The organism is Psychrobacter sp. UBA3483 (assembly GCF_002377905.1).
Lineage (GTDB): Bacteria > Pseudomonadota > Gammaproteobacteria > Pseudomonadales > Moraxellaceae > Psychrobacter.
The window spans coordinates 1-20,429 of record NZ_DFQS01000017.1 but is presented as its reverse complement, the minus strand read 5'-3'; the positions used below and the strand labels follow the sequence as shown (position 1 = coordinate 20,429).

The following is a 20,429-nucleotide window of genomic DNA, read 5'->3' as shown; positions in this document are numbered from 1 at the left end:
CTATATCGTGAATTAAAGAAGCTCAGCCAGTGATTACTGACTGAGCTTTTTTATTAAGCTATTTTTTAAGCGTCTGTAAAAATAAGCGATGGATTCTACGACTTTCTCTTAGGCTTCTTCTCATCCCACGGATTGACCTCGCCAACAGTCACAATCAAAAAGTTATTAGGCTTTAGAGTGTCGCGCAGAGTTTGGTTGACTTCTGACAGTTTTACTTGTTCGATACGCTTGACATAATTGGTTAGGTAGCTGTTTGGTAGCTGATAAAAATTCATCATACCAAGCAGACCGTTTATTCCAGCATTACTGGCAAAACCCATCGGAAAGCTATTTTTTAAACTGTCGGTGGTCAATCTCATCTCATCACTAGTGATACCTTTATCCAAGGTTTTATTAATCACATCTAAGCTGGCATCAATCGCCGCGCGCGCTTTATCATTACGGGTAGAAAAACCAATCTGATAAGGTCCGCGCGCCAGCATCGGGTTCATCGAGCCTGAGATACCATAAGTATAACCGAGGTTTTGTCTGACTTCGGTCATCAGACGCGCGTTAAAATCGCCCCCTGCTAGCACTTCATTACCGACAGCAAAGTTGGTTTGCTTTTGCTGTGCTTGCGGGTCGGTGGCGCGCTTTTCGCCCAATTGTCCCATTAATACCGTGGTTTGGGTGCTAGGAAATGGGATATGGATATGCTGAGGCTGGGTTAGCGGCTTCGGTTCGGGCAGGGCAGCCGCCGCTTCACCCGCTGGCAAGCCCGCCGTTATTTCTTCAGCTAAATTTTTCGCTTGTGCCAAAGTCAAATTTCCTGTCATAGCCAGTGACGCATTAGCAGCAACTAAATAACGGTTTTTAAAGTCAATTAAATGCTGTTTTTCAATATTAGGAACGGTTTCCAATGTGCCAACTGATGGATGCGCATAAGGATGGTCGCCATACAATGCCTTGCTAAAGGCGATACTGGCAAGACTGCCAGGGTCTTGCTTTTGCTGTTGTAAACCGACCAGTAAGCGAGCTTTATTACGGGCTAATATTTGCTCATCAAAGCTCGGTTCAGTAAGCATTTGTGTCATCAAGTTAACCGCAGGCAGTAGATGTTTATCATCAGATAAGCTACGCAACGACACAATAAACATGTCTTTATAGGCGCTACTACCTAAACTGATACCCAAAGTCTCGACCGCTTGCGTGAACGCGTTTTCATCTAAGCGTTTGGAGCCTTGTTCAAGCATCGTTGCGGTCATATTGGCGATACCAAAGCCTGATTCACTGATACTACCATCACGCGCGCTACCGGCATTAAAGCGCAAATCAATATCGACAATGGGTAGGGTGGTGGTCGGCACGAAAAGCACAGGAATACCGGCTTTGGTCTTAAAGCTCTGAATTTTTGGAACCGAGACTTCTAAAGGTTTGGCATTCTCAAGACTGCTCAGCTTAGACAGAGCGGCAATAGGCGCACTGGTATCGACTGCAGCAGCGGGCGTACGAGCATCTTCGCCACCTGCCATATCTGCCTGCGCAATAGTAGTCAAGCTCATCATCCCAAAGAATGCACAAGCACCCAAATAGGGCAGCTGCTTGAAGTGAGAAGATAGTTTGGTTTTTTTGAGAAAAGGTATTTGCGTCATGTCTTTCTTCTTATTCATAAGGTCATCAGTATCGGGTTTTTGCCAAGGTAGTTGGATAGCACATTGATGTTATTTAGCTTTGCTTGCCGCTTCTTTAGTAGCGGTATTAGTAGCAATATTTTTACTAACGGTGTCTTTACTTATCTTATTTTGGCTAACTTTATTTCTATTGGCAGTCTCTTTAGGCGGGATAATATGCATGACCGTTAAATTGTCTTTGACCAAATACTTTTTACTTGCCGCTTGTATATCCGCAATCGTTACGCTATCAAGCTTGGTTGGCAATTTGGCCAGTAGCCTGTCATCAAGACCGATAGATTGCAGCGAGCCAATCATACGCGCCTGACCTTCCATGCTATCCTGTGCGTATATCAAGCCGGTGACAGTATTGGTTTTGGCGCGCTCGATTTCATCGGCAGCAATTGGGTCGGTTGATAGCTTATTAATCTCATTGATAATGGCTTGTTGTGCCTGCGCTAAACTGACGCCTTCGCGCGGGGTTGTTTGTATCAAAAACAGTCCATCGCCGCGATCGAGCAAATCGTAAGACGTACCAACTGTGGTAAGTAGTCCTTGCTCGCGTACCAGCCTGCTCTCTAGCCGCGCGGATAGACCACCATCTAATACATCTTGCGCAAGCGACAGCGCATAGGCTTGCTTCTCGTTATTAGCGCCCGCTGTTACCAGACTGGGCACGTTATAACCCATCAGCAAAACAGGCACTTGTACCGCTTGCTCGGATTCTACTTGCTGATAACCGCGAAAGCCCTTTTGCGTGACCGCAGGACGCTTGGGTAGCGCGCTTGGTTTTAGCTCACCAAAATAGCGTTTGACCTGTGCCAGTACTTCGGTTGGTTCGACATCGCCGACGATAACCAACGTCGCATTATTAGGTGCGTACCAGATTTTATACCAGTCTTTTAAATCGTTAAGGGTGATTGATTCAAGCTCATTCATAGGGCCAATGACCGATTCGCCTTTCGGACTGTTTGGCATTGCCAGCAAGCGAAATGACTCATAAGCTTTGGCAATCGGATTGTCATCCGTACGCTGACGACGCTCTTCCATTACCACTTGATGCTCTTTGGCAAACGCCTTGTCATCAAATATTAAGTTTTTCATGCGATCTGCTTCTAGCTCTAAGGCTAACGGCAAGCGATTGGCGGGGAATAGCTCGTAATAACCGGTAAAGTCGTAACTGGTAAAGGCATTATTAACACCGCCAAATTTGGCAATCAAACGCTCATAATCGTCGCTTGACACATCAGTGGTGCCTTTAAACATCATATGCTCAAGCACGTGAGAGATGCCGCCTTTATTGGTTGGCTCATCTGCTGAGCCGACGCGATACCAAATTTGAGTCATGACCACAGGCGCGCGGTGGTCTTCTTTGACCACTACCTTTAAACCATTTTCGAGCTTGTATTCATGGCGACCAGACATATCCATGGCCAGTGCTGAAGATTGCTCGGTATTTTCTAACGTTTGATTTTTATTCACTACCTGTGTTGTTGCGGCATTTTTAGTCGTAGCAACTTCATTTGTCGAAGAGAGTGCGCTGGTTTGGCAAGCAGCAAGGGTAGTGGCCATTGCTAAAGCGCAGGCAAGGCGTAAAGAGATAGTAGGTAAAGATGAGGGCATGATAGGTTCTACTTATATAAAAGGTAGCTGATAAGTGACTGAGTTATAGAGTGCCAATGGCGTATATTTATGCTTATAGTAATCTACGTCTTTATGATTAATATAAAACGATTATAAGGACTTGTGCGCCCCAACCATGACGGTAGCAGTCGGCTTAAATTCTTGTGTGGTGCTACAGCCTGCCGATGATAATGCCAGGGTAGCAAGCAGCAAGGCCGCGCCTATTTGGGTTGTTTTTTTATAGTTATTCGATAGTGATAACATGGGTCATTCCTGATATAAGTGGCCAAATAAAGTAAACAAAATATGGTGGCATAATGCATGCTAAGGGTAGGCGAAGTTTGATCTATTAAAGGTCGGATTTTTGTGTCCAAACCTTAAGCGAAACTTGCTTATATATGTTCGCAGCCCGTCATATCAATCATCCAATCAGCATTGTAGTGTTTGATAACGATAGAGATATTTTTATGTTTGATAAAGTGCTTTGATGCAAAGGCTAAGCGCCGCTTGAATTATGCTAAACTAGACTAAAAATAATCACCCGTTAAATAATAAGCGGGCGGCATAGTCATTTTAAAGACAGTTACTTTAAAAAGAGTTACTTTAAAACAAATTACTGATAATGATAACTTTTAGGGCAAGCTTATGAATAATCCCAATAATAGCAATCGTGTGGTCATTAACCTTGACGGCGGTCTTGATGATTTGGATGACGATGATATTACCTTACCCAGTCTACCAGCGCAAACGGTGCCAATTATCGATGAGCCTGAAGATACTTCATTTACCGATACAGTGGCAGACCTACCACTAGCGACACCGATTGTTGAGACCGAAAAACAAAGCCTAGCTACAAACACTTTAGGAACTACTGTAGAAAACGCCGCAAATGCTAATACAAACGCTACTTCGGCTCCGTCTACAACCGAAATTCCTACGATGCCTCTACAAGCTCATTTAGGCGACAGTGCGAGCGTCAACTCTAAAAATAGTGATAGCCATGCTCTCAATAAGGCGCAAGTAGAAAGTAAAGCACAGAGCGAGCTACCGCAGCCGACAACAACACCAGAAGAGTCGCAAGCGTCAAAACAGGCTGCAGAAAATAACAAAAAAGGCAGCTGGTTTAATCGCATGAAGACGGGACTGAGTAAGTCACGTAAAAATCTTGCCGAAGGGATGGTTAGTATCCTTATCGGTGGTAAAGAGATTGACGATGAGCTATTAGAAGAAGTGGAAGACCAGCTGTTGGTCGCTGATATCGGTGTCAATGCCACCAATCGTATTATTAAAAGCCTGACTGAGCAAACTGCCCGTGGCGATTTGATTTATGCGCATTCATTATATAAAGCACTGCAAACTGAGCTGGTTGATATCTTAACGCCAAAAGTTGCGCCACTTATCATCGATACCAGTAAAAAGCCCTTTGTTATCTTGGTAGTGGGCGTGAATGGTGTTGGTAAAACGACGACTATTGGTAAACTTGCTAAGCGTCTACAAGGTGAAGGTAAGTCCGTTATGTTGGCAGCTGGCGATACGTTCCGTGCGGCGGCAACTGAACAGCTACAAATTTGGGGTGAGCGCAATAACATTCCTGTGGTCGCCCAAGGTCATGGCTCTGACAGCGCCTCTGTTATCTTTGATGCGATGCAATCTGCCAAAGCAAAAAATATCGACGTATTAATTGCTGATACGGCAGGGCGCTTGCAAAATAAAACCCACCTGATGGCGGAGCTTGAAAAAGTCGTGCGCGTCATGCGTAAAGCCGATCCAAGTGCACCGCACGAAGGTATGATTGTGTTAGATGCCGGCACGGGTCAAAATGCCATCAATCAGGTCGAGCTATTTAATGAGGTTGTGCCATTAACCGGTATTACCATTACCAAGCTAGACGGTACGGCGAAAGGTGGTGTGGTATTCAATATCGCTGAAACCACTGATGTGCCGATTCGTTATATTGGCGTCGGTGAGTCGATTGATGATTTGCGTGCCTTTAGTCCAAAACAGTTTGTCGCCGCTTTATTTGAGACTGACGATAAAGAGTAGCGCTCTATAGGTTTTTTACAATAAGTAAGTGTCAAAAATATGAGTGTTTAGAGGGAAAAATTATGATAGTCACCATCGCAGCGGTTGAGTCGCACCAGTTGGCTTTGATTGCCAGTACGCATCAGCATAGCAGTCCTAAGCTGGTCGAAGCCAATTGGCTGCAGGTGGGTGATTCTTGGCATCGCTCAAAATCTATTCTTAAGCTTAAAAAGCATTATGGGCTTGTCGATCAAGATTTTACCTTTATCGCTCAAAATAACCTAAGCAAAACCGAGCCTGCTGAGGCGTTACTTCTAGAAGCGCTTGAGCAATTAGCAGCGTATTTTAAAGGTGAGCGTCAAGCATTCGACTTGCCATTAGACATAAGCTTAGGCACTGATTTTCAGCAGTGCGTCTGGCAACAGCTGCAACAGATACCGCATGGTGAAACGATTAGTTATGCCACACTGGCGCAGCGAGTTGGCAATCCTAAAGGCTTTCGCGCGGTAGCCAATGCCAATGGCAAAAACCCCTTTAGCATCATCATTCCTTGCCACCGTGTTATTGCGAGCGATGGTAAGTTAGGTGGTTATACTGGCGGCTTAGATAAGAAAACATACTTGCTGACGCTCGAAGGGGTTAAGGTCAAGCGCTAAGGTTTTTCTTTAATAAGCTAAAAATTCTGATTATAAATATTTTGATTATTTAGAACATTTGCCGCAGCCATTGCAATCCTTCGACTTTTTAAAGATTACCTTGGTCCATACATAATAAATGGACAAGACCACCATCATAAACACCAATAAATATTCTACCAATGTACTCATCATTACCTCTCTAAAATCCGAAAATTTGTCCTGTCATCCGATAGGTGAGCCACGCCATTAAATAAGCCAATACGAATAAATAGCTGGCTATGGCGATGGTTTGCTTTAAAGACTTGGTTTCGCGGCGAATAACGGCTAGTGTGGCTAAGCACATCGGCGCGTAAACATAAAAGGCTAAAAATGAAAAAGCAGTGGCCAATCCCCACTGTGTATGAATGATCGGGATAAGCGTTTGATTGACCGCTTCATCGCCGACGCTACCGACCGCATATACCGTGCCAAGCGCGGCAATGACTACTTCGCGAGCGGCAAGTCCTGGGATTAAAGCAATACACATCTGCCAGGTAAAACCAATGGGCGCAAAAATCGGCTCAATAATATGCCCAAGCATACCAGCAAAACTATAATCAATCGCTGGGTTTGTCGCGCCAATCGGGGCTGCGGGAAAAGTAACCAATACCCACAATATTACCGTCAGCGCAAAAATGACTGTACCGGCTCTCATTAAAAAGGCACTTACCTTGTCCCAAAGCTCACTGGCAATATGTTTGATATTTGGCAGACGATAAGTAGGTAGCTCCATCAATAAGGGAAACGCTGCCGCTTTTGACGTCGTGCTATGAAAGCGTTTGAATAGCCACGATACAAACGCCGCTGAAAAAATACCTGCAATATACAATACAAATAAGGTCATACCTTGTAAGTTGAAAACACCTAGGACGGTTTGATTGGGAATCACCGCTGCAATAATCAGCGCATAAATCGGCAAACGCGCCGAACACGTCAGCATGGGCAATACAGCAATCGCCACAAAACGCTCTTTATGATTGGGTATAGTGCGGGTCGACATAACCGCTGGCACCGTACAAGCGAAACCTGACAGTAAGGGAATAAATGAGCGTCCAGATAAGCCTACTTTAGACAATAAGTTGTCCAGTAAAAAAGCGGCGCGCGGTAAATAACCTGAGTCCTCTAGTATTAATAAGAATAAAAATAGCAGGGTGATTTGTGGCACGAACACCACGACGCTACCCACGCCAGCAACGACGCCATTCACGAGCAGGCTTTGTAATATCCCATCTGGTAGCCAGTCGACTAACAGCGCTCCAAGACTGGCTACCAACCATTCAATGCCTTGCATCAGCGGCTCTGCCCACGCGTAGACAGCTTGAAATATAATAAAAAGAATCGTTAATAGAATAATGACCCCAATGACGGGATGCAATGCCAAATAATCTATGCGCTCATGCCACTTTGGCAAACGTTGTGCGCTTATCACCGCTCGGCTCAGAATATCATCAGCACTCTTATACATCGCTTGCGTATCAGTGTTAATGTTATTAAAGCCATTATCGATATGATTACCACTGCTATCAGCTTTGAAAAAACGCACAGGCTGAGCTTTATGCTTTATATGCTCAATAAACTCATCTGCCAAAACCAGCAACTGCTCACAGCCTTGACGCTTGATTGCCACCGTCTTGACGACAGCAACGCCCAGCTCCTTTGATAGTATCGCTTCGTCAACTATCAATCCTCGGCTTTCTGCCACATCGCTCAGATTGAGCGCGACTATGATTGGCAAATTTAAGCTTTTGAGTTCCAACAGCATCCGTAATGACATTCGCAGGTTGGTCGCATCAGCCACAAAAATTATCCCATCTGGTATTGGCTCACCTGCCATCTGACCAAAGAGCACTTTACGCGTAACTTCTTCATCAAGGCTGGTGGTTTTTAAGCTGTAAGTACCCGGCAAATCTATAATATTGACCGTAGCATGCCCAAGCAGTGTGGCACTGCGTTTATCGACAGTGACACCAGAATAATTGGCCACTTTTGCTTTAGAGCCCGTCAGCACATTAAAAGTAGCGGTTTTACCACAATTAGGGGCGCCAACTAAAGCAAGATTAATAGGGCGGGTTTCGGCTTGTGTTTGTGTACTTGGCATTTGGTCAGACATCGCTTATTTATTAGGTTAAGTTATCAGTCATTAAGGTGCTACAACCTACAACAGCCTTAATAGAGTAAGTCAGGAGCAAGTTAGTAAATTAGACCGAATACTTACCTTGAATCTATAGCGATACAGCTGATTTTTATGAGCTCATCGGCGCGTAAGCTAAACTGCGCACCGGTACTCAGTTGCACCGCATAAGGCGGCTTGCCAAACAGACCTTTGGCAACGATTTGAATAGTGGTATTGGGCAGAAAACCTAAATCTTTGAGTCGTTGACTGATAACGTTATCGATTTCACCAAAGCGCTCATTGGCGATGATATCATCAATAATAGCAGGCTGATGCTTAGCCAAATCGAGTAACGAGCACAGATGGGACGCTTTAGGGTTAAGCGTGTGAATATTAGCAGCAGTGACGGTTGGATAAGAGGGTAGAAGAGTCGTACGCATAAAGAATCCTTATCCATTCTTATATGTTAATGATAACTGTTACTATTAGAATCGGATTATATGCCTCATTTATTAACAATACAATACCTATAAAGGGTGATGAAAATAACAAAAAAAACCAGAGAGTATGACACTGTCTGGTTTTTATTTTTTGCTACGAATAATATGGTTCTTGACGTAAGCTAGTTACATTTGCCATGGTTTTAAGCCGCTAAACCTTAGATTAAGCTTAGACACGTTAGGCTACTGTTCAAGCTGCGCCATGACCGCATCGGTAAAGCTCACATTACTATAGACTTCTTGGACGTCGTCAATATCTTCTAGCATATCGATCATTTTCATCACTTTTAGGGCGTCATCGATATTATCAATCTCAGCGCTAGTCGCCGCTGCCATAGTGACTTCGGCATTGTCAGAGATAAGGCCTGCTGCATTTAGCGCGTCTTTTACTTGACCGAAACTTTCCCATTCGGTGATGACCAATAAGCTTTCACCATCGTTTTCGATATCAAGCGCGCCGGCGTCCAAGGCGGTGAGCATGACTTCTTCTTCTAAGCTGACATCGTTAAAAACGATTTCACCGCGTTTGGTAAATAGATAAGCCACTGAGCCTGAAGTACCAAGATTGCCTTCATTTTTGGTAAAAGCATGACGTACTTCACTGACCGTGCGGTTCAAATTATCAGTCAAGGTTTCTACCAGTACCGCAACGCCGCCGACGCCATAGCCTTCGTAACTGACTTCATCCATATTGTCATTATCATCGCCGCCTGTACCACGAGCAACCGCGCGGTTAATGGTATCTCGTGTCATATTGACTGATAAGGCTTTTTCGATAACCGCCCGCAAGCGTGGGTTTTTATCAGGGTCGGGGTCACCTTGCTTGGCAGCAGAAACAATTTCACGAATAATCTTGGTAAATATTTTACCTTTTACCGCATCCTGACGGGCTTTACGGTGTTTGATATTTGCCCATTTTGAATGGCCTGCCATATGACGTCCTTACGTTTTACGGGTTGTTTATAGTGCGTATAAAAAGTTAGTAGGCTATACCTTGTTAACAACTTTTTATACTTGATAAGATATTGTTATTATATGATGGTGTGGTTATTACAGTGTAATAGACCTATCGGCAAGTTAACGATATGTATGTCGTTTGGCGCACTTTTTTGCTACACTGCTATCTTCTTTGTCTTGAGCGACTATGGCCTAAGACGATAAAAACCGCTAGTAAAATATTGGCAGTATTATAAACCACTTTAGCGCATTTTGACCAACCTTAGCTTGTCCATATCAGCTTAAAGCGTTCGGTTTTTTATAACCCTTGATTTTGTGACTATACCGACTTTATGAAGCAACCAACTGCCGAAGCCATTACCCATTTGCGTAACCGCATTCATATCATTATCGAAGGCACGGATACCCGTTTGGGTAAGCTGTTTGATATTGTGTTGTTGATTGCGATTTTGGCCAGTGTCGCCGTCGTCATGCTCGATAGTGTGCTATATATGCGTTTGCAATATGGCACGCTATTTCGTTATGCAGAGTGGTTTTTTACCATTTTATTTACCATTGAGTATATTTTAAGGTGGTTTTCAGCGCCCAATCGCTTTCGTTATGCGTTTAGTTTCTTTGGTATCGTAGATTTATTGTCGGTATTGCCAAGCTATTTAAGCCTTATATTTGGCGGCGTTCAGTATCTACTCGTCATTCGCATCCTGCGTATCTTGCGTATATTCCGAGTGCTCAAACTCAACACTTACATGCAGCAAGCGGGCTTTCTTGCCTCAGCGCTTAAAACCAGCCAACAGAAAATCACGGTGTTTTTCTTATCACTAGTCTTGCTCGTCACCATTTTTGGTTCGGTTGTCTATGTGGTAGAAGGGCCGGAAAATGGTTTTACCAGTATTCCTATCTCTATTTATTGGGCAGTGGTGACGGTTACGACCACAGGCTATGGTGATATGTCACCAAAAACGCCAATCGGCCAAGCAATTGCATCGATGGTGATGATCACCGGTTATGCGATTATTGCCGTGCCGACAGGTATTTTTACCGCCGAGCTGGCACGTAACATGCGCCCGCAACTAAACCCGATTGCCTGTCCAAACTGCGGCAAATTCGGTCACGCGGTTGGTGCAGATTTCTGCGATCGCTGCGGTCATGCGCTGCATGTTTAGTAGTCTATGTATTCTGCCACCAGTGGCGATAAATCGATAACCACGCCTAGATTGACCAAATTCCAATACTGACCTGAAATGGTACGGTCAAGCATCATCGTCGTTGCTGATGGCTGAAACTGACCAAAATACTTTAACGAGGTGCGCATTTGGGCAATGGCTTCATGATGGGTTTGGCTGCTGCCAAAATCAAAAGGACCTTGCTGATAAGGTTCTATGGATAAGGGTTTAAGTCCAATCTCTAACCACTCTTTATAAAATTCACCCGGCACGACTTTATCATCATCGCGGCGGATATCAAGGGCAATCAAGTCTTGCTCAAGGGCAGTCACATCGCCTTTTAAGGCATGCTTAGCAAAGCGGCGAAATAATTGTACTTCGCTGTCGCTATAACTGCGAATACCACCAAAATCATAAGCCACAACGCTACCATCGGTGCGAAAAGCAAAGTTGCCAGGGTGGGGGTCACAGTGCATACGGTATAAACCAAATAGCTGTCCGGCACTAAAATGAAACAGGCGCTTAGCGATTTTTTGCTTAATGTCATTGTCCCATGTCGCAGCGACAGTAAGTGGCTCACCCATCTCTTCAGTCAAGGTTAAAATGCGTTTGGATGAGTGGCTACTAATCACTTTGGGGATAATAAGCCCCTCATCATCGGCATGAAAGGCGCCAAATACTTGTAGGTTGTGTGCTTCTTTAACGTAGTCAAGCTCGTCATGCAAACTTTGGCGAATCTCATTAAATAATTGTTCTTGTAACTGCTTACTCATATTGAGCACGCCAGCTATTTTTAGTGCCATGCGTACTTGTTTTAGGTCACTATCGCAGTTTTCATCGACATCAGGATACTGTACCTTTACCACCACCCTTTGCCCAGATGGCAAAATGGCTCTATGTACTTGTCCGATTGACGCCGCGGCAAATGGTTCTTCTTCAAATTGGGTAAATAACTCAGCAATAGGCGCTTTTAATTCGCGCTCAACTTGCGCCCGTATTTGCCCGTAAGGCATCGGTGGCGCGTCTTTTTGGAGTTTTTCTAAAGCGGTCGCGACTTCAGGCGGAAAGACGTCTTTATATTGGGAGGCGATTTGTCCCACTTTCATCACCGCACCTTTCATTTCACCAAGCGTTTCAGCTATTTGCACACCGACGTCTTGCATCAGCGCCGAGCGCGCTTCTAGACGTTTTTCTTCGTCACTTGAGAGGTGCTTTAATGAGTTTTTAGCAGCTTTACCGGCAATACTTGCGGTCATGCCAGCGAGTTTCATAAAGCGTTTTCCGGACGATTTTGCCATTCATATCACCATATCGTGGGTTATTTTTTATGCTCTAATGGTATTGTTTTAATCATATTATTGCTGTTTGACTAATGTGCCAAAAGCAACTGATTGCAACTTCAATGCTATTAGTTGTGTGCCTATTTTGACATTGTCTTTATATAGGTAATGTCAAAATCGCTAGATTAGCGGTCTAATTTTAAAGCATAAGTATGGGTTAGCCAATAATCCAATGCCATCTGATATCCCAAATGCCCCAAACCGCAAATCACGCCCACGGCTATATCGCTTAAATAAGAATGCTGCCGAAACGGCTCACGAGCGTGGACATTGGACAAGTGCACCTCTATAAAGGGTTTTTGTGTTGCCAATAGCGCATCACGTATGGCAACTGAGGTATGCGTAAAGGCGGCAGGATTAATAATGATCGCATCCACTTGCGCTGTTGACTCTGCTAACAGACCATAATGTTGAATCTCATCGACAAGCTTGCCCTCATGGTTTGATTGAATGCAAATCAGCTCAATACCGTAACTGGCTGCGCGCTCAATCAAGTTTTTCTCAATGTCAGCAAGGGTCGTATGACCGTAAATTTCCGGCTCACGTTTACCGAGCAAGTTAAGATTAACGCCATTGATCAGTAATAATTTATGCGTCAACGTCGTATCACTTTGTGGTAGTTTGTTATTTGCTCTTATTGGCTCAGAAGTGGTTGTCATAGTTATAGTTGGCTCTACAATTATTAAGGTAAGTGGGTTGCTATTATTAAAAATAAGCAGCGCCATATTTTTATGATGGTACTTTTTTGGAGTTTTAAGAAAGTAAATACATTAAATATACGATGTTTTAGCCCTTTATCATAACAGCTTGTCAGCATTGTTATAAAAATAACCGCAAAAAATGCTATAAAGGCTAAAAATCATATGAAAAGTCTTTATGTTGCCAAAAACCCATGCTATGATATTTTTTACGCAACAAATATTACTTGTTTGTTGCTAGCTCTAGGATAAGCCCCTATTATGTTGCTTAAAGCATTTTAATAGCGGCTCATCTTGGTGTGGATAAATTTACTATACGCGGATTTATAAAGAGAGCAACAATAGGCTTTATGGTCCGATGATGGTATGTAGAGTAGTACTCTTACATTTTGATTTCATAATCTTCAACCCCGTTTATATGCAATGTCGCAAAGGAATTTGGGGTTAAGTGACTTTTTAGGAAGTAATATTATGTCAGCTCGTGAGCAAGGTATCGTTAAGTGGTTTAATGACTCAAAAGGCTTTGGTTTCATTCAACGTGATAGCGGCGAAGATATTTTTGTCCATTTCCGCGCGATCCAAGGTGATGGTTATCGCTCTTTAAAAGATGGCGAAAAGGTTGAGTTCAGTGTAGTTGAAGGCGAAAAAGGCCTACAAGCTGAAGAAGTCAGAAAAGTAGAAGAGTAATCGCTACCGACATTAATGCTGTTTGGCTATAATGTCGTTACAAACTACTGATATACTACTAAGTCAAGCCCGTCGTCTTGCCTATGTTGAATGAAACGCAGCATATTTGGTAAGTTCAGATGTTAGGCTTGGCTTTTTTATGCATGCTTGTTTTATTGTTTGTCTGCTTAGCGCGGATATGCTATTAATGGCAGGCAAATTATACAAAAGGATATTTTTTTGAGTACTTTTAAGACGTTTACCGATTTGCCGTTATCAAATGCCACTTTGCGAGCTGTAAATGATTTAGGCTTTACTGAATTGACGCCCATTCAAGCACAAATATTACCGCATACATTGGCAAATCAAGATGCTATCGGACAGGCGCAAACCGGTACTGGCAAGACGGCAACGTTTTTATTGACTATTATGGAAGCACTGCTTAAACGCCCCTTTGCCGCTGATGAAGAGCGTTATTTAGGTGAGCCGCGTGCCGTGGTGATGGCGCCAACGCGTGAGCTTGCCCAGCAGATATTTGATGACTGCATTGCCCTGACCAAATATACCTTGCTGCACAGCGTCTGTATCATGGGTGGTACCAACTATGAAACCCAGCAGCATGAGCTTGAGCGCCAATATGTCGATATCTTGATTGCGACGCCAGGGCGGCTGATTGACTTGATGCATAAAGGCATGGTCTATTTGGATCGCGTGGAAGTATTGGTATTAGATGAAGCGGATCGTATGCTCGACATGGGTTTTATCCCAGATATTAAGCGTTTGGTCGGCCGCATGCCGCCCAATACCGATCGTCAAAGTTTGCTGTTTTCTGCCACCTTTAACCAAGATGTGATGAGCCTTGCTTATCGCTGGTTGCATGAGCCAGAATTTGTAGAGATTGAGCCTGAGCATAAAACCAGTGAATTGGTCGATCAGCATTTTTACTTATTAACCGAAGAGCAAAAACTCGCGGCGGTCGAGCGCCTCATCACTCATGAGACAGTAGAGAAGGTGATTATTTTTGCCAACCGTAAAGACCAAGTGAAGCGCTTATATCATAAGCTGCGTCAAGCACATAAAATCGTCATGTTATCAGGCGATGTGATTCAACAAAAGCGTGAAAAATATCTGCAACGCTTTAAAGATGGTCATGCTTCGGTGTTGGTCGCAACCGATGTGGCAGGACGCGGCATTCATGTGGATGATGTCAGCCATGTGATTAATTACACCTTGCCAGACCAGCCAGATGACTACGTACACCGTATTGGACGTACGGGACGCGCCGGACAAACCGGTATCAGTATTAGTTTTGTCAGTGAAGATGATGCTTTTAATATCCCAGCGCTAGAGAAGCATTTAGATACCAAGTTTCGCCTTGAGCAGTGGCAGGAATGATTTTATTAAAGCAACTTTTATTTCGATAAATACTGCTGCATAAAAAGTCCTTAACGTCATCATGATGTTAAGGACTTTTTTATAGGGTCATGATATTTTTTATGCTGCTATTGAGAAGATGCTGGCATAGCTTCATGATGATGGCTATTCATTTGCTGCTCATCTGTCATATTATGCATATTGTGATTCATAGCGTTATCTGCATTACCTGCATCATGTGGCATATCATCATGCATACTATGATCCATCGAGCCATTCATAGCGGGTGCCATCTCGTGCTGCATATTGTTCATATTATGATGGGCTGTGGTTGCGGTTGTCGCTTCAGAGGAAGCATTGCTATCGGCCATCATAGCGGCGTGGCTGCCATGATTCATTTGTGCATGCCCCTCATGCCCATTACCGCCGCCGTGGCCACCATGCATGCTAGCCATTATCATAGGAACAAAAGCAACCGCTAAGCCAGATAACACCATGATAGCGCCATTAATTTGTCTTAAACGCATACGGCCAATTTTTTCACGTAGCCAACCAACCGTTTCGTGAGTGGCAACCAACATCGGCACGGTTCCCAAACCGAAGACAAACATCAATGCCGCACCACCCAGTGGATTATGAGCAACGACGGCGATAAGTAGCGCACCATAAACCAAGCCGCAAGGTAAAAACCCCCATAATAAACCTGCTGCTAAAGCACGCGGGAAGGTGTTAAGTGGAAATACTTTTTGGCGCAGCGGACTAAGAAGCTGCCAAAAACGCATGCCGACGCGCTCAAGTTTGGCTAAAAATGGCGCACCAAGCATGGTGACGCCCACAAAGACCAATACCAAACCCAATAAGATACGGGGTGTGCTGTTGCCCGTCATTAATGGCTCTAAAACAGTGGTGCCAACAAGACCAGCGACTAAGCCCAAAAATGCGTAACTGCTTAAACGCCCGAAGTGATAGGTCGCTATCAAAGCACGGCGTTTAGCAGGGCTGACATCTTTCATCGATAAACTAAATGCCGCGACCAAACCGCCACACATACCTAAGCAATGCGGTGAACCTAAAAATCCCATTAGTAATGCCGCAACGAGTAAAGCTGTGGTCATGGGGGTCTCTCCTAAAAATGGTAAAGGGTGAGCCTGTTTTTATCCTTGCCCTAAAAAAGTGATAAAAGCAGTCACGTATAAATGAGATATAGAAGGCTATATGTTTGAATTTTATTGATGGCTATTTGCTTTATTAAGACGACATCGGTAAAAGGTGAATCGGTAGCACTCAATCGTCGTCTTTGTTGGAGTCTGCCTTGTCATCAGCTTGCGGTATATCGTCACTAGGCGTATGAGCTTGAATGGTTTGGCGACGCTCTTGGCGATCATCCAAGATAATACGCTGCGATGCATTATCTAAATCTTCAAATTGGTTTGATCGCACCGCATAGCGTATTGCCCAAATGGCGACCACGAACAGCATTAAACTTAAAGGAATTAATAAAAATATACTGAGCATGGCAAGCCTCTTTAATAGCAGTTTCTTATATTATACACTTATTGCAAGTGTTATAAATGTTCTATAAAGTTCAAAAAGTAAGACAGTGGATAATGGGATAATAATGGTAATCTAATAATACTCATTTCATAAGATTAAGACTGTAAATGCCAGCTAGCTATTGCTCAGTAGGTTTTTTAGCGGCATTACCTCTTGGTGTTAATAGTTGCTGCGAGGTCACATCGTTGGCATCACGACAGTTTGCTTGCGGACGAATGACATCACGTAAGTAAGCGGCAACTTCATAAACCGCCCGCCGCGAATGACTTAAGTTTTGTGCTGGCTCCATCCAATCACGCCGCACCGGTAAAGGCGCATTAATCGGTGTGCTATTAATACCATTTAAAGCAAACTGTCTGCGCGCACGCGCCATATGGTAGCTATCGGTGATAAGGTAAACATGATATAGGGGAATGCGCTTGGCAGTAAAACGCGCATTTTCACAGGTATTCATACTGGCGTTTTCGCTGATGAGCCCGTCAATTCCATGGTCAATAAGCCATTGACCAAGCCAAGGCGCTTCGGCACCACTCAGGACGATAGGTAGCGGCAAGTCATGATATGCGGTTGCCGCTGTACGAGCACGATTAAGGCTATAGCTATTGAGAATAATTTGATTATTAGCGTCATTGGTTAGGCCGCCACCCAACACCACATAAGCGGTCGGCGGAGAACTCATAGCAGCTGACGGCATCTTTGGTAAGTGTAAATGCGCTAAGAGATAAACCACCGCTTGCGAAAATAGCGGCGTAAATAAACTGATAAGAACGAGAATAACGGCCGTTGAGCCAAGCAAAAAAGTGGCATTAATAATACGAAACAGCTTTATCATACGCTCAGCTGAACGTAAATAAGAGCGCCATAAGCGCTTGGACCATGATCGCTTAGACCACATGCTCATCAAATCCGATAGAGCCGTCAGCATTTACCCAAACCGGCTCGCGCGCCAATTCAATCGCAAACTTCTCATAGACAATGTCAGTGATATGCTGCTGCGCTTTTGCCACATCCGCTTGCGTCGCTTGATAAGGGCTATGATTGGTTAACACTAGCGCTTGCTGCTGATGGGTGAGGATTGGCGCTAAACCATGACCCTTTAGACCAGCCTGTTCAATTAACCACCCAGCTGCCACCTTCACCATGGCATCGGGCATTGGATAGCCAACGATGGTAGGATGGATGGCTTGTAGTGCTATAAATTGCGCTTGAGGAATAATAGGGTTTTGAAAAAAGCTGCCGCAGTTAGGAAGCTGCTTAGGGTCGGGCAGCTTCTGCTGGCGAATATCTATAATCGCTTGCATGACATCAGCAGGATTGGGCTGGCTGCGTCCTCGCTGCTCGGCATAGCGCTGCGCGACCGTCTGCACATCGCCGTAGCTGGCAAGGATTCTGCTAGCATCGCTATGCAAACGAAAACTGACGCGCGTAATCAGCCAAGTATTGGGCGCACGCTTAAAGAGACTATCGCGGTAGCCAAAATCACAGTCGGCTACTGTTAGCTGATGCCAAGTTTGGGTTGGGAGATGATAGGCACGCACATACTCTAAGCAGTCTTCTAATTGTACACCGTAAGCGCCGATATTTTGTACAGGCGCTGCGCCAGTCAAACCTGGTATCAGTGCTAGATTTTCAAGACCATACCAACCTTGAGCCACCGTATGCATAACCAAGTCGTGCCAGTTTTCACCAGCCATTACTTCGATATCGACATAATCGTCTGTCTGCGCTGTCACGCTAATACCGCGCATCTGTGGCCGTAAGACAATCGCATTTAGGTTTGCGGGCAGTAAAACGTTACTGCCGCCCGAGAGCACGAATAATGGCTTAGTAGGTGCTCCCTCTTTTTCATAATCTGCCATAAAGTCATCAAGCTGTGCCTCATCGGTTAAGGTCACGACTACATCCGCTACAGATGCTAATGCCATGGTATTGCTGTGCGACAAATCGACTAAATTATCCTGCGATATATTCACGACAAGATCGGTCGATGTCGTAGGTTGAGCACTGAAATCATGGCGTAAAGCTGAAGTCATAACATAGCCTATAGGGCAAATAAACAAAAAATAATGCGGTGTTTATTATAAAGGATGAGCGGCATAAGAGTAGCAGAAATATGGCATTTTATTGCTGAGCACTATTAATTAATCATTTAATCATTGCTAAGCAGTTTTCCAGCTTTCAATCCAAGCTTGAGCACTAGACTCAATACGTTCAATGACTTCTTCAAATGCATCAGCATCACCTTGATAAGGGTCTGGTACATCGTCGCCGCCATAGGTTGGATCTTCTTCACTGAACAATGCCAGTTTGGCAAGCTTGCCATCTGTCTCATTGATACTGTCTTTAATGGCTTGTAGGTCAGCTAAGTTTTGTGCATCCATCGCCAAAATTAAATCAAACTTACGAAAGTCGTCAGCGCTCACTTGACGCGCGACCAGCTTATTGATGTTATAACCATGGGCTTTGGCGTGGCGCTGTGCCCGCTCATCTGGCGCATGACCAATATGCCAATCCCCTGTACCTGCTGAATCCACTTTCATCGCCAGCCCTGCAATCGCTGCTTGCTGGCGGAAAATCTCTTCGGCAGTCGGTGAACGGCAAATATTCCCCAAACAAACTACTAGAACAGAAGAAGGAGTAGACGCTTTGATTGGCATATAATGACCTTTTATCACAACAAAAAAACATGCTATCAAGACCAGCATGATAATGCGGCTACTTAGCATGTTATCGAGTAAATTAATTGGTGGTTAGCGTAACGGTTAATACCTTGAATGGCAATAGCAGAGGTAAACAATAGGGTCACGCTAGGTAACAAACAATAGAATACTGCTTATACTGGCAGCCTTTATTCTTGCTTGTTTTTAAAGCGTTGTAAATCACGACGCTCTTTTTTATTGGGTTTATTATCAGGACGGGCAAGATTGGCCAACTTACGCTGTTCGGCATAGTAGGCGCGGCGCTCTTCGCTTTCCTCCGTCTCAGAATACAGCACTTGGGCAGCAGTTGCATTACCACGTTGAGCGCTTAGCGCTTCGACAACCACTGTTTTTTCAGTCATGGCAGTGGCTGAGCCTTGGCGAATACTGAGCTCATCTCCGACCGCAATCTCTTTACTGGTTTTGACACGGCTCCCTGCATAATGGACGCGACCACTTTCGATGGCTTCTTTGGCAAGGGTGCGGGTACGGTAAAAACGCGCGGCCCATAACCATTTATCAAGACGCATACGTATTGTATCTGGTTGGCTATGTGCGGGCTGATTATGGTTTTTATTATGTTTACTCATCAAAACCTCATAAATATCAATAAACTAAGATAATAATGGTGGTTTTTTTGGGAATTAAAAGAGTGATGAGTGATTAAAGTTTTTCAAAATAGGTTTTTATGGTGAATAAGTAAAAAAATTAGCCTTTATTCTGATGTGTAATTTTAACAGCCATTTCTTTAGCGTCATTTGTATGTAAATTCTCTAAGCCGTTTATCACCCCTCTGATGTTTTCTACAGTTTTATTTTGGCTTAATTTAAATTGGGCTTGTATCGAATCGATAGGAAATCTAAAGCCAATAATACCGCGACACATGGCATCGATATAAGCAGCTGGTGCGTCATCTAGCGACCAAGGGTTATTATTTATTACTTCTTGCCGCGCGGTCATGGTAGCTAATATCCATTTAAGGGTATTATTGCCTTCAAGCAGCTCAATTTTAGATTGAATATGGACGCTTTGATAGTTCCATGTCGGCACTTCTTTATGAGTTTTGGCTTTGCTAGGATACCAGTTAGGGCTGATGTAGTGTCCAGAATCTTGAAAGATAATTAACCATGAACTGTCTGCTAAAGCCTGTTGGTAAATAGGATTTTTACGACCAAAATGACCATAAAGGTAGCGTTGATTACCTTTAGAATCAGAATGTTCGTCATAGAGAAATAAAGGAATATGACAAGCTTCTATGCCGTCTTTAGTTTGAGCGATAATAGTTGCCAATGGCTTGGCGGCAATAAAGTCGATAATACTATCGAAATTTTCTTCGGCAAAAACAGCAGGGATGTGCATGTGTTTCTCTATATAAACCCCACTCTCAACTTCGA

20 protein-coding genes are annotated in these 20,429 nt (G+C 44.0%); 5 read left to right on the top strand and 15 right to left on the bottom strand.

The annotated features are described in order from the left end of the window. Positions 1 to 95: 95 nt before the first annotated feature. From B2866_RS03045 to B2866_RS03035, 3 genes are all read right to left on the bottom strand, one after another. The gene (locus B2866_RS03045; RefSeq protein WP_296190605.1) at positions 96 to 1,649 is read right to left on the bottom strand and encodes a M16 family metallopeptidase; all 1,554 of its coding nucleotides are present in this window, start codon (positions 1,647 to 1,649) and stop codon (positions 96 to 98) included. A 51-nt stretch (positions 1,650 to 1,700) separates the two neighbouring features. Further along, complete coding sequence (locus tag B2866_RS03040) at positions 1,701 to 3,272, bottom strand: M16 family metallopeptidase (protein ID WP_296190604.1); 1,572 nt, start codon at positions 3,270 to 3,272, stop codon at positions 1,701 to 1,703. A gap of 111 nt (positions 3,273 to 3,383) precedes the next feature. After that, positions 3,384 to 3,536 (bottom strand): hypothetical protein, encoded by a 153-nt coding sequence (locus B2866_RS03035; RefSeq protein WP_296190602.1) that lies wholly within the window; start codon positions 3,534 to 3,536, stop codon positions 3,384 to 3,386. An 867-nt stretch (positions 3,537 to 4,403) separates the two neighbouring features. On the opposite strand from B2866_RS03035, the gene ftsY reads away from it, so the two are divergent. Together ftsY and B2866_RS03025 are read left to right on the top strand one after the other, a co-directional pair. After that, positions 4,404 to 5,315: a signal recognition particle-docking protein FtsY gene (gene ftsY / locus B2866_RS03030; protein ID WP_296190626.1), complete on the top strand. Its 912-nt coding sequence runs from the start codon at positions 4,404 to 4,406 to the stop codon at positions 5,313 to 5,315. 62 nt (positions 5,316 to 5,377) lie between these two features. Continuing rightward, positions 5,378 to 5,950: a methylated-DNA--[protein]-cysteine S-methyltransferase gene (locus B2866_RS03025; protein WP_296190601.1), complete on the top strand. Its 573-nt coding sequence runs from the start codon at positions 5,378 to 5,380 to the stop codon at positions 5,948 to 5,950. A gap of 181 nt (positions 5,951 to 6,131) precedes the next feature. Here the strand turns inward: B2866_RS03025 and feoB are convergent, their stop codons facing one another. The 3 genes from feoB to B2866_RS03010 all read right to left on the bottom strand — a co-directional run bounded on the left by feoB (position 6,132) and on the right by B2866_RS03010 (position 9,517). Continuing rightward, positions 6,132 to 8,069, bottom strand: coding sequence for a ferrous iron transporter B (feoB, locus tag B2866_RS03020; protein ID WP_296190599.1), 1,938 nt, complete (start codon positions 8,067 to 8,069; stop codon positions 6,132 to 6,134). Positions 8,070 to 8,182: 113 nt separating this feature from the next. Continuing rightward, positions 8,183 to 8,524 (bottom strand): FeoA family protein, encoded by a 342-nt coding sequence (locus B2866_RS03015; RefSeq protein ID WP_296190597.1) that lies wholly within the window; start codon positions 8,522 to 8,524, stop codon positions 8,183 to 8,185. A 243-nt stretch (positions 8,525 to 8,767) separates the two neighbouring features. Further along, entirely contained in the window at positions 8,768 to 9,517 is a 750-nt protein-coding gene (locus tag B2866_RS03010) for a YebC/PmpR family DNA-binding transcriptional regulator (protein ID WP_296190594.1), read from the bottom strand. A 356-nt stretch (positions 9,518 to 9,873) separates the two neighbouring features. Between B2866_RS03010 and B2866_RS03005 the strand changes: the two genes are divergently transcribed. Next, positions 9,874 to 10,704 carry an ion transporter gene (locus B2866_RS03005; protein ID WP_296190591.1) on the top strand — a complete coding sequence of 277 codons (831 nt, stop codon included), beginning with the start codon at positions 9,874 to 9,876 and terminating at the stop codon, positions 10,702 to 10,704. On the opposite strand, the gene B2866_RS03000 is transcribed toward B2866_RS03005, so the two are convergent. Beyond that, positions 10,701 to 12,002, bottom strand: coding sequence for an ABC1 kinase family protein (locus B2866_RS03000; RefSeq protein WP_296190589.1), 1,302 nt, complete (start codon positions 12,000 to 12,002; stop codon positions 10,701 to 10,703). The genes B2866_RS03005 and B2866_RS03000 overlap by 4 nt on opposite strands. 167 nt (positions 12,003 to 12,169) lie before the next feature. Beyond that, positions 12,170 to 12,703 carry a type II 3-dehydroquinate dehydratase gene (gene aroQ, locus B2866_RS02995; RefSeq protein WP_296190585.1) on the bottom strand — a complete coding sequence of 178 codons (534 nt, stop codon included), beginning with the start codon at positions 12,701 to 12,703 and terminating at the stop codon, positions 12,170 to 12,172. Between the two features lie 510 nt (positions 12,704 to 13,213). On the opposite strand from aroQ, the gene B2866_RS02990 reads away from it, so the two are divergent. Together B2866_RS02990 and B2866_RS02985 are read left to right on the top strand one after the other, a co-directional pair. Next, positions 13,214 to 13,429 carry a cold-shock protein gene (locus B2866_RS02990; RefSeq protein WP_068405185.1) on the top strand — a complete coding sequence of 72 codons (216 nt, stop codon included), beginning with the start codon at positions 13,214 to 13,216 and terminating at the stop codon, positions 13,427 to 13,429. Positions 13,430 to 13,648: 219 nt separating this feature from the next. Further along, positions 13,649 to 14,803 carry a DEAD/DEAH box helicase gene (locus B2866_RS02985; protein ID WP_409520886.1) on the top strand — a complete coding sequence of 385 codons (1,155 nt, stop codon included), beginning with the start codon at positions 13,649 to 13,651 and terminating at the stop codon, positions 14,801 to 14,803. A gap of 107 nt (positions 14,804 to 14,910) precedes the next feature. Here the strand turns inward: B2866_RS02985 and B2866_RS02980 are convergent, their stop codons facing one another. From B2866_RS02980 to B2866_RS02950, 7 genes are all read right to left on the bottom strand, one after another. Next, positions 14,911 to 15,897, bottom strand: coding sequence for a sulfite exporter TauE/SafE family protein (locus B2866_RS02980; protein ID WP_296190580.1), 987 nt, complete (start codon positions 15,895 to 15,897; stop codon positions 14,911 to 14,913). Positions 15,898 to 16,066: 169 nt separating this feature from the next. Continuing rightward, the gene (ccoS, locus tag B2866_RS02975) at positions 16,067 to 16,297 is read right to left on the bottom strand and encodes a cbb3-type cytochrome oxidase assembly protein CcoS (RefSeq protein WP_296190578.1); all 231 of its coding nucleotides are present in this window, start codon (positions 16,295 to 16,297) and stop codon (positions 16,067 to 16,069) included. Between the two features lie 157 nt (positions 16,298 to 16,454). Next, positions 16,455 to 17,231 carry a YdcF family protein gene (locus B2866_RS02970; protein WP_296190576.1) on the bottom strand — a complete coding sequence of 259 codons (777 nt, stop codon included), beginning with the start codon at positions 17,229 to 17,231 and terminating at the stop codon, positions 16,455 to 16,457. Next, positions 17,221 to 18,369 carry a UDP-N-acetylmuramate dehydrogenase gene (gene murB / locus B2866_RS02965; protein WP_296190573.1) on the bottom strand — a complete coding sequence of 383 codons (1,149 nt, stop codon included), beginning with the start codon at positions 18,367 to 18,369 and terminating at the stop codon, positions 17,221 to 17,223. The genes B2866_RS02970 and murB overlap by 11 nt, the downstream gene beginning before the upstream one ends. Before the next feature lie 126 nt (positions 18,370 to 18,495). Then, on the bottom strand, positions 18,496 to 18,993 hold the full coding sequence (locus B2866_RS02960) for a low molecular weight protein-tyrosine-phosphatase (RefSeq protein WP_296190571.1): 498 nt from the start codon (positions 18,991 to 18,993) through the stop codon (positions 18,496 to 18,498). Positions 18,994 to 19,184: 191 nt separating this feature from the next. After that, complete coding sequence (locus tag B2866_RS02955) at positions 19,185 to 19,625, bottom strand: RNA-binding S4 domain-containing protein (protein WP_296190569.1); 441 nt, start codon at positions 19,623 to 19,625, stop codon at positions 19,185 to 19,187. A gap of 118 nt (positions 19,626 to 19,743) precedes the next feature. Next, positions 19,744 to 20,429 (bottom strand): FMN-binding negative transcriptional regulator (locus B2866_RS02950; RefSeq protein WP_296190566.1); only part of this gene is annotated, 686 nt, incomplete at its 5' end.

What these genes read in the sequence shown, in the direction of transcription:
- B2866_RS03045 (WP_296190605.1), bottom strand. Translation starts at nt 1,649, where the DNA reads ATGAATAAGAAGAAAGACATGACGCAAATACCTTTTCTCAAAAAAACC.
- B2866_RS03040 (WP_296190604.1), bottom strand. Translation starts at nt 3,272, where the DNA reads ATGCCCTCATCTTTACCTACTATCTCTTTACGCCTTGCCTGCGCTTTA.
- B2866_RS03035 (WP_296190602.1), bottom strand. Translation starts at nt 3,536, where the DNA reads ATGTTATCACTATCGAATAACTATAAAAAAACAACCCAAATAGGCGCG.
- ftsY (WP_296190626.1), top strand. Translation starts at nt 4,404, where the DNA reads ATGAAGACGGGACTGAGTAAGTCACGTAAAAATCTTGCCGAAGGGATG.
- B2866_RS03025 (WP_296190601.1), top strand. Translation starts at nt 5,378, where the DNA reads ATGATAGTCACCATCGCAGCGGTTGAGTCGCACCAGTTGGCTTTGATT.
- feoB (WP_296190599.1), bottom strand. Translation starts at nt 8,069, where the DNA reads ATGCCAAGTACACAAACACAAGCCGAAACCCGCCCTATTAATCTTGCT.
- B2866_RS03015 (WP_296190597.1), bottom strand. Translation starts at nt 8,524, where the DNA reads ATGCGTACGACTCTTCTACCCTCTTATCCAACCGTCACTGCTGCTAAT.
- B2866_RS03010 (WP_296190594.1), bottom strand. Translation starts at nt 9,517, where the DNA reads ATGGCAGGCCATTCAAAATGGGCAAATATCAAACACCGTAAAGCCCGT.
- B2866_RS03005 (WP_296190591.1), top strand. Translation starts at nt 9,874, where the DNA reads ATGAAGCAACCAACTGCCGAAGCCATTACCCATTTGCGTAACCGCATT.
- B2866_RS03000 (WP_296190589.1), bottom strand. Translation starts at nt 12,002, where the DNA reads ATGGCAAAATCGTCCGGAAAACGCTTTATGAAACTCGCTGGCATGACC.
- aroQ (WP_296190585.1), bottom strand. Translation starts at nt 12,703, where the DNA reads ATGACAACCACTTCTGAGCCAATAAGAGCAAATAACAAACTACCACAA.
- B2866_RS02990 (WP_068405185.1), top strand. Translation starts at nt 13,214, where the DNA reads ATGTCAGCTCGTGAGCAAGGTATCGTTAAGTGGTTTAATGACTCAAAA.
- B2866_RS02980 (WP_296190580.1), bottom strand. Translation starts at nt 15,897, where the DNA reads ATGACCACAGCTTTACTCGTTGCGGCATTACTAATGGGATTTTTAGGT.
- ccoS (WP_296190578.1), bottom strand. Translation starts at nt 16,297, where the DNA reads ATGCTCAGTATATTTTTATTAATTCCTTTAAGTTTAATGCTGTTCGTG.
- B2866_RS02970 (WP_296190576.1), bottom strand. Translation starts at nt 17,231, where the DNA reads ATGTGGTCTAAGCGATCATGGTCCAAGCGCTTATGGCGCTCTTATTTA.
- murB (WP_296190573.1), bottom strand. Translation starts at nt 18,369, where the DNA reads ATGACTTCAGCTTTACGCCATGATTTCAGTGCTCAACCTACGACATCG.
- B2866_RS02960 (WP_296190571.1), bottom strand. Translation starts at nt 18,993, where the DNA reads ATGCCAATCAAAGCGTCTACTCCTTCTTCTGTTCTAGTAGTTTGTTTG.
- B2866_RS02955 (WP_296190569.1), bottom strand. Translation starts at nt 19,625, where the DNA reads ATGAGTAAACATAATAAAAACCATAATCAGCCCGCACATAGCCAACCA.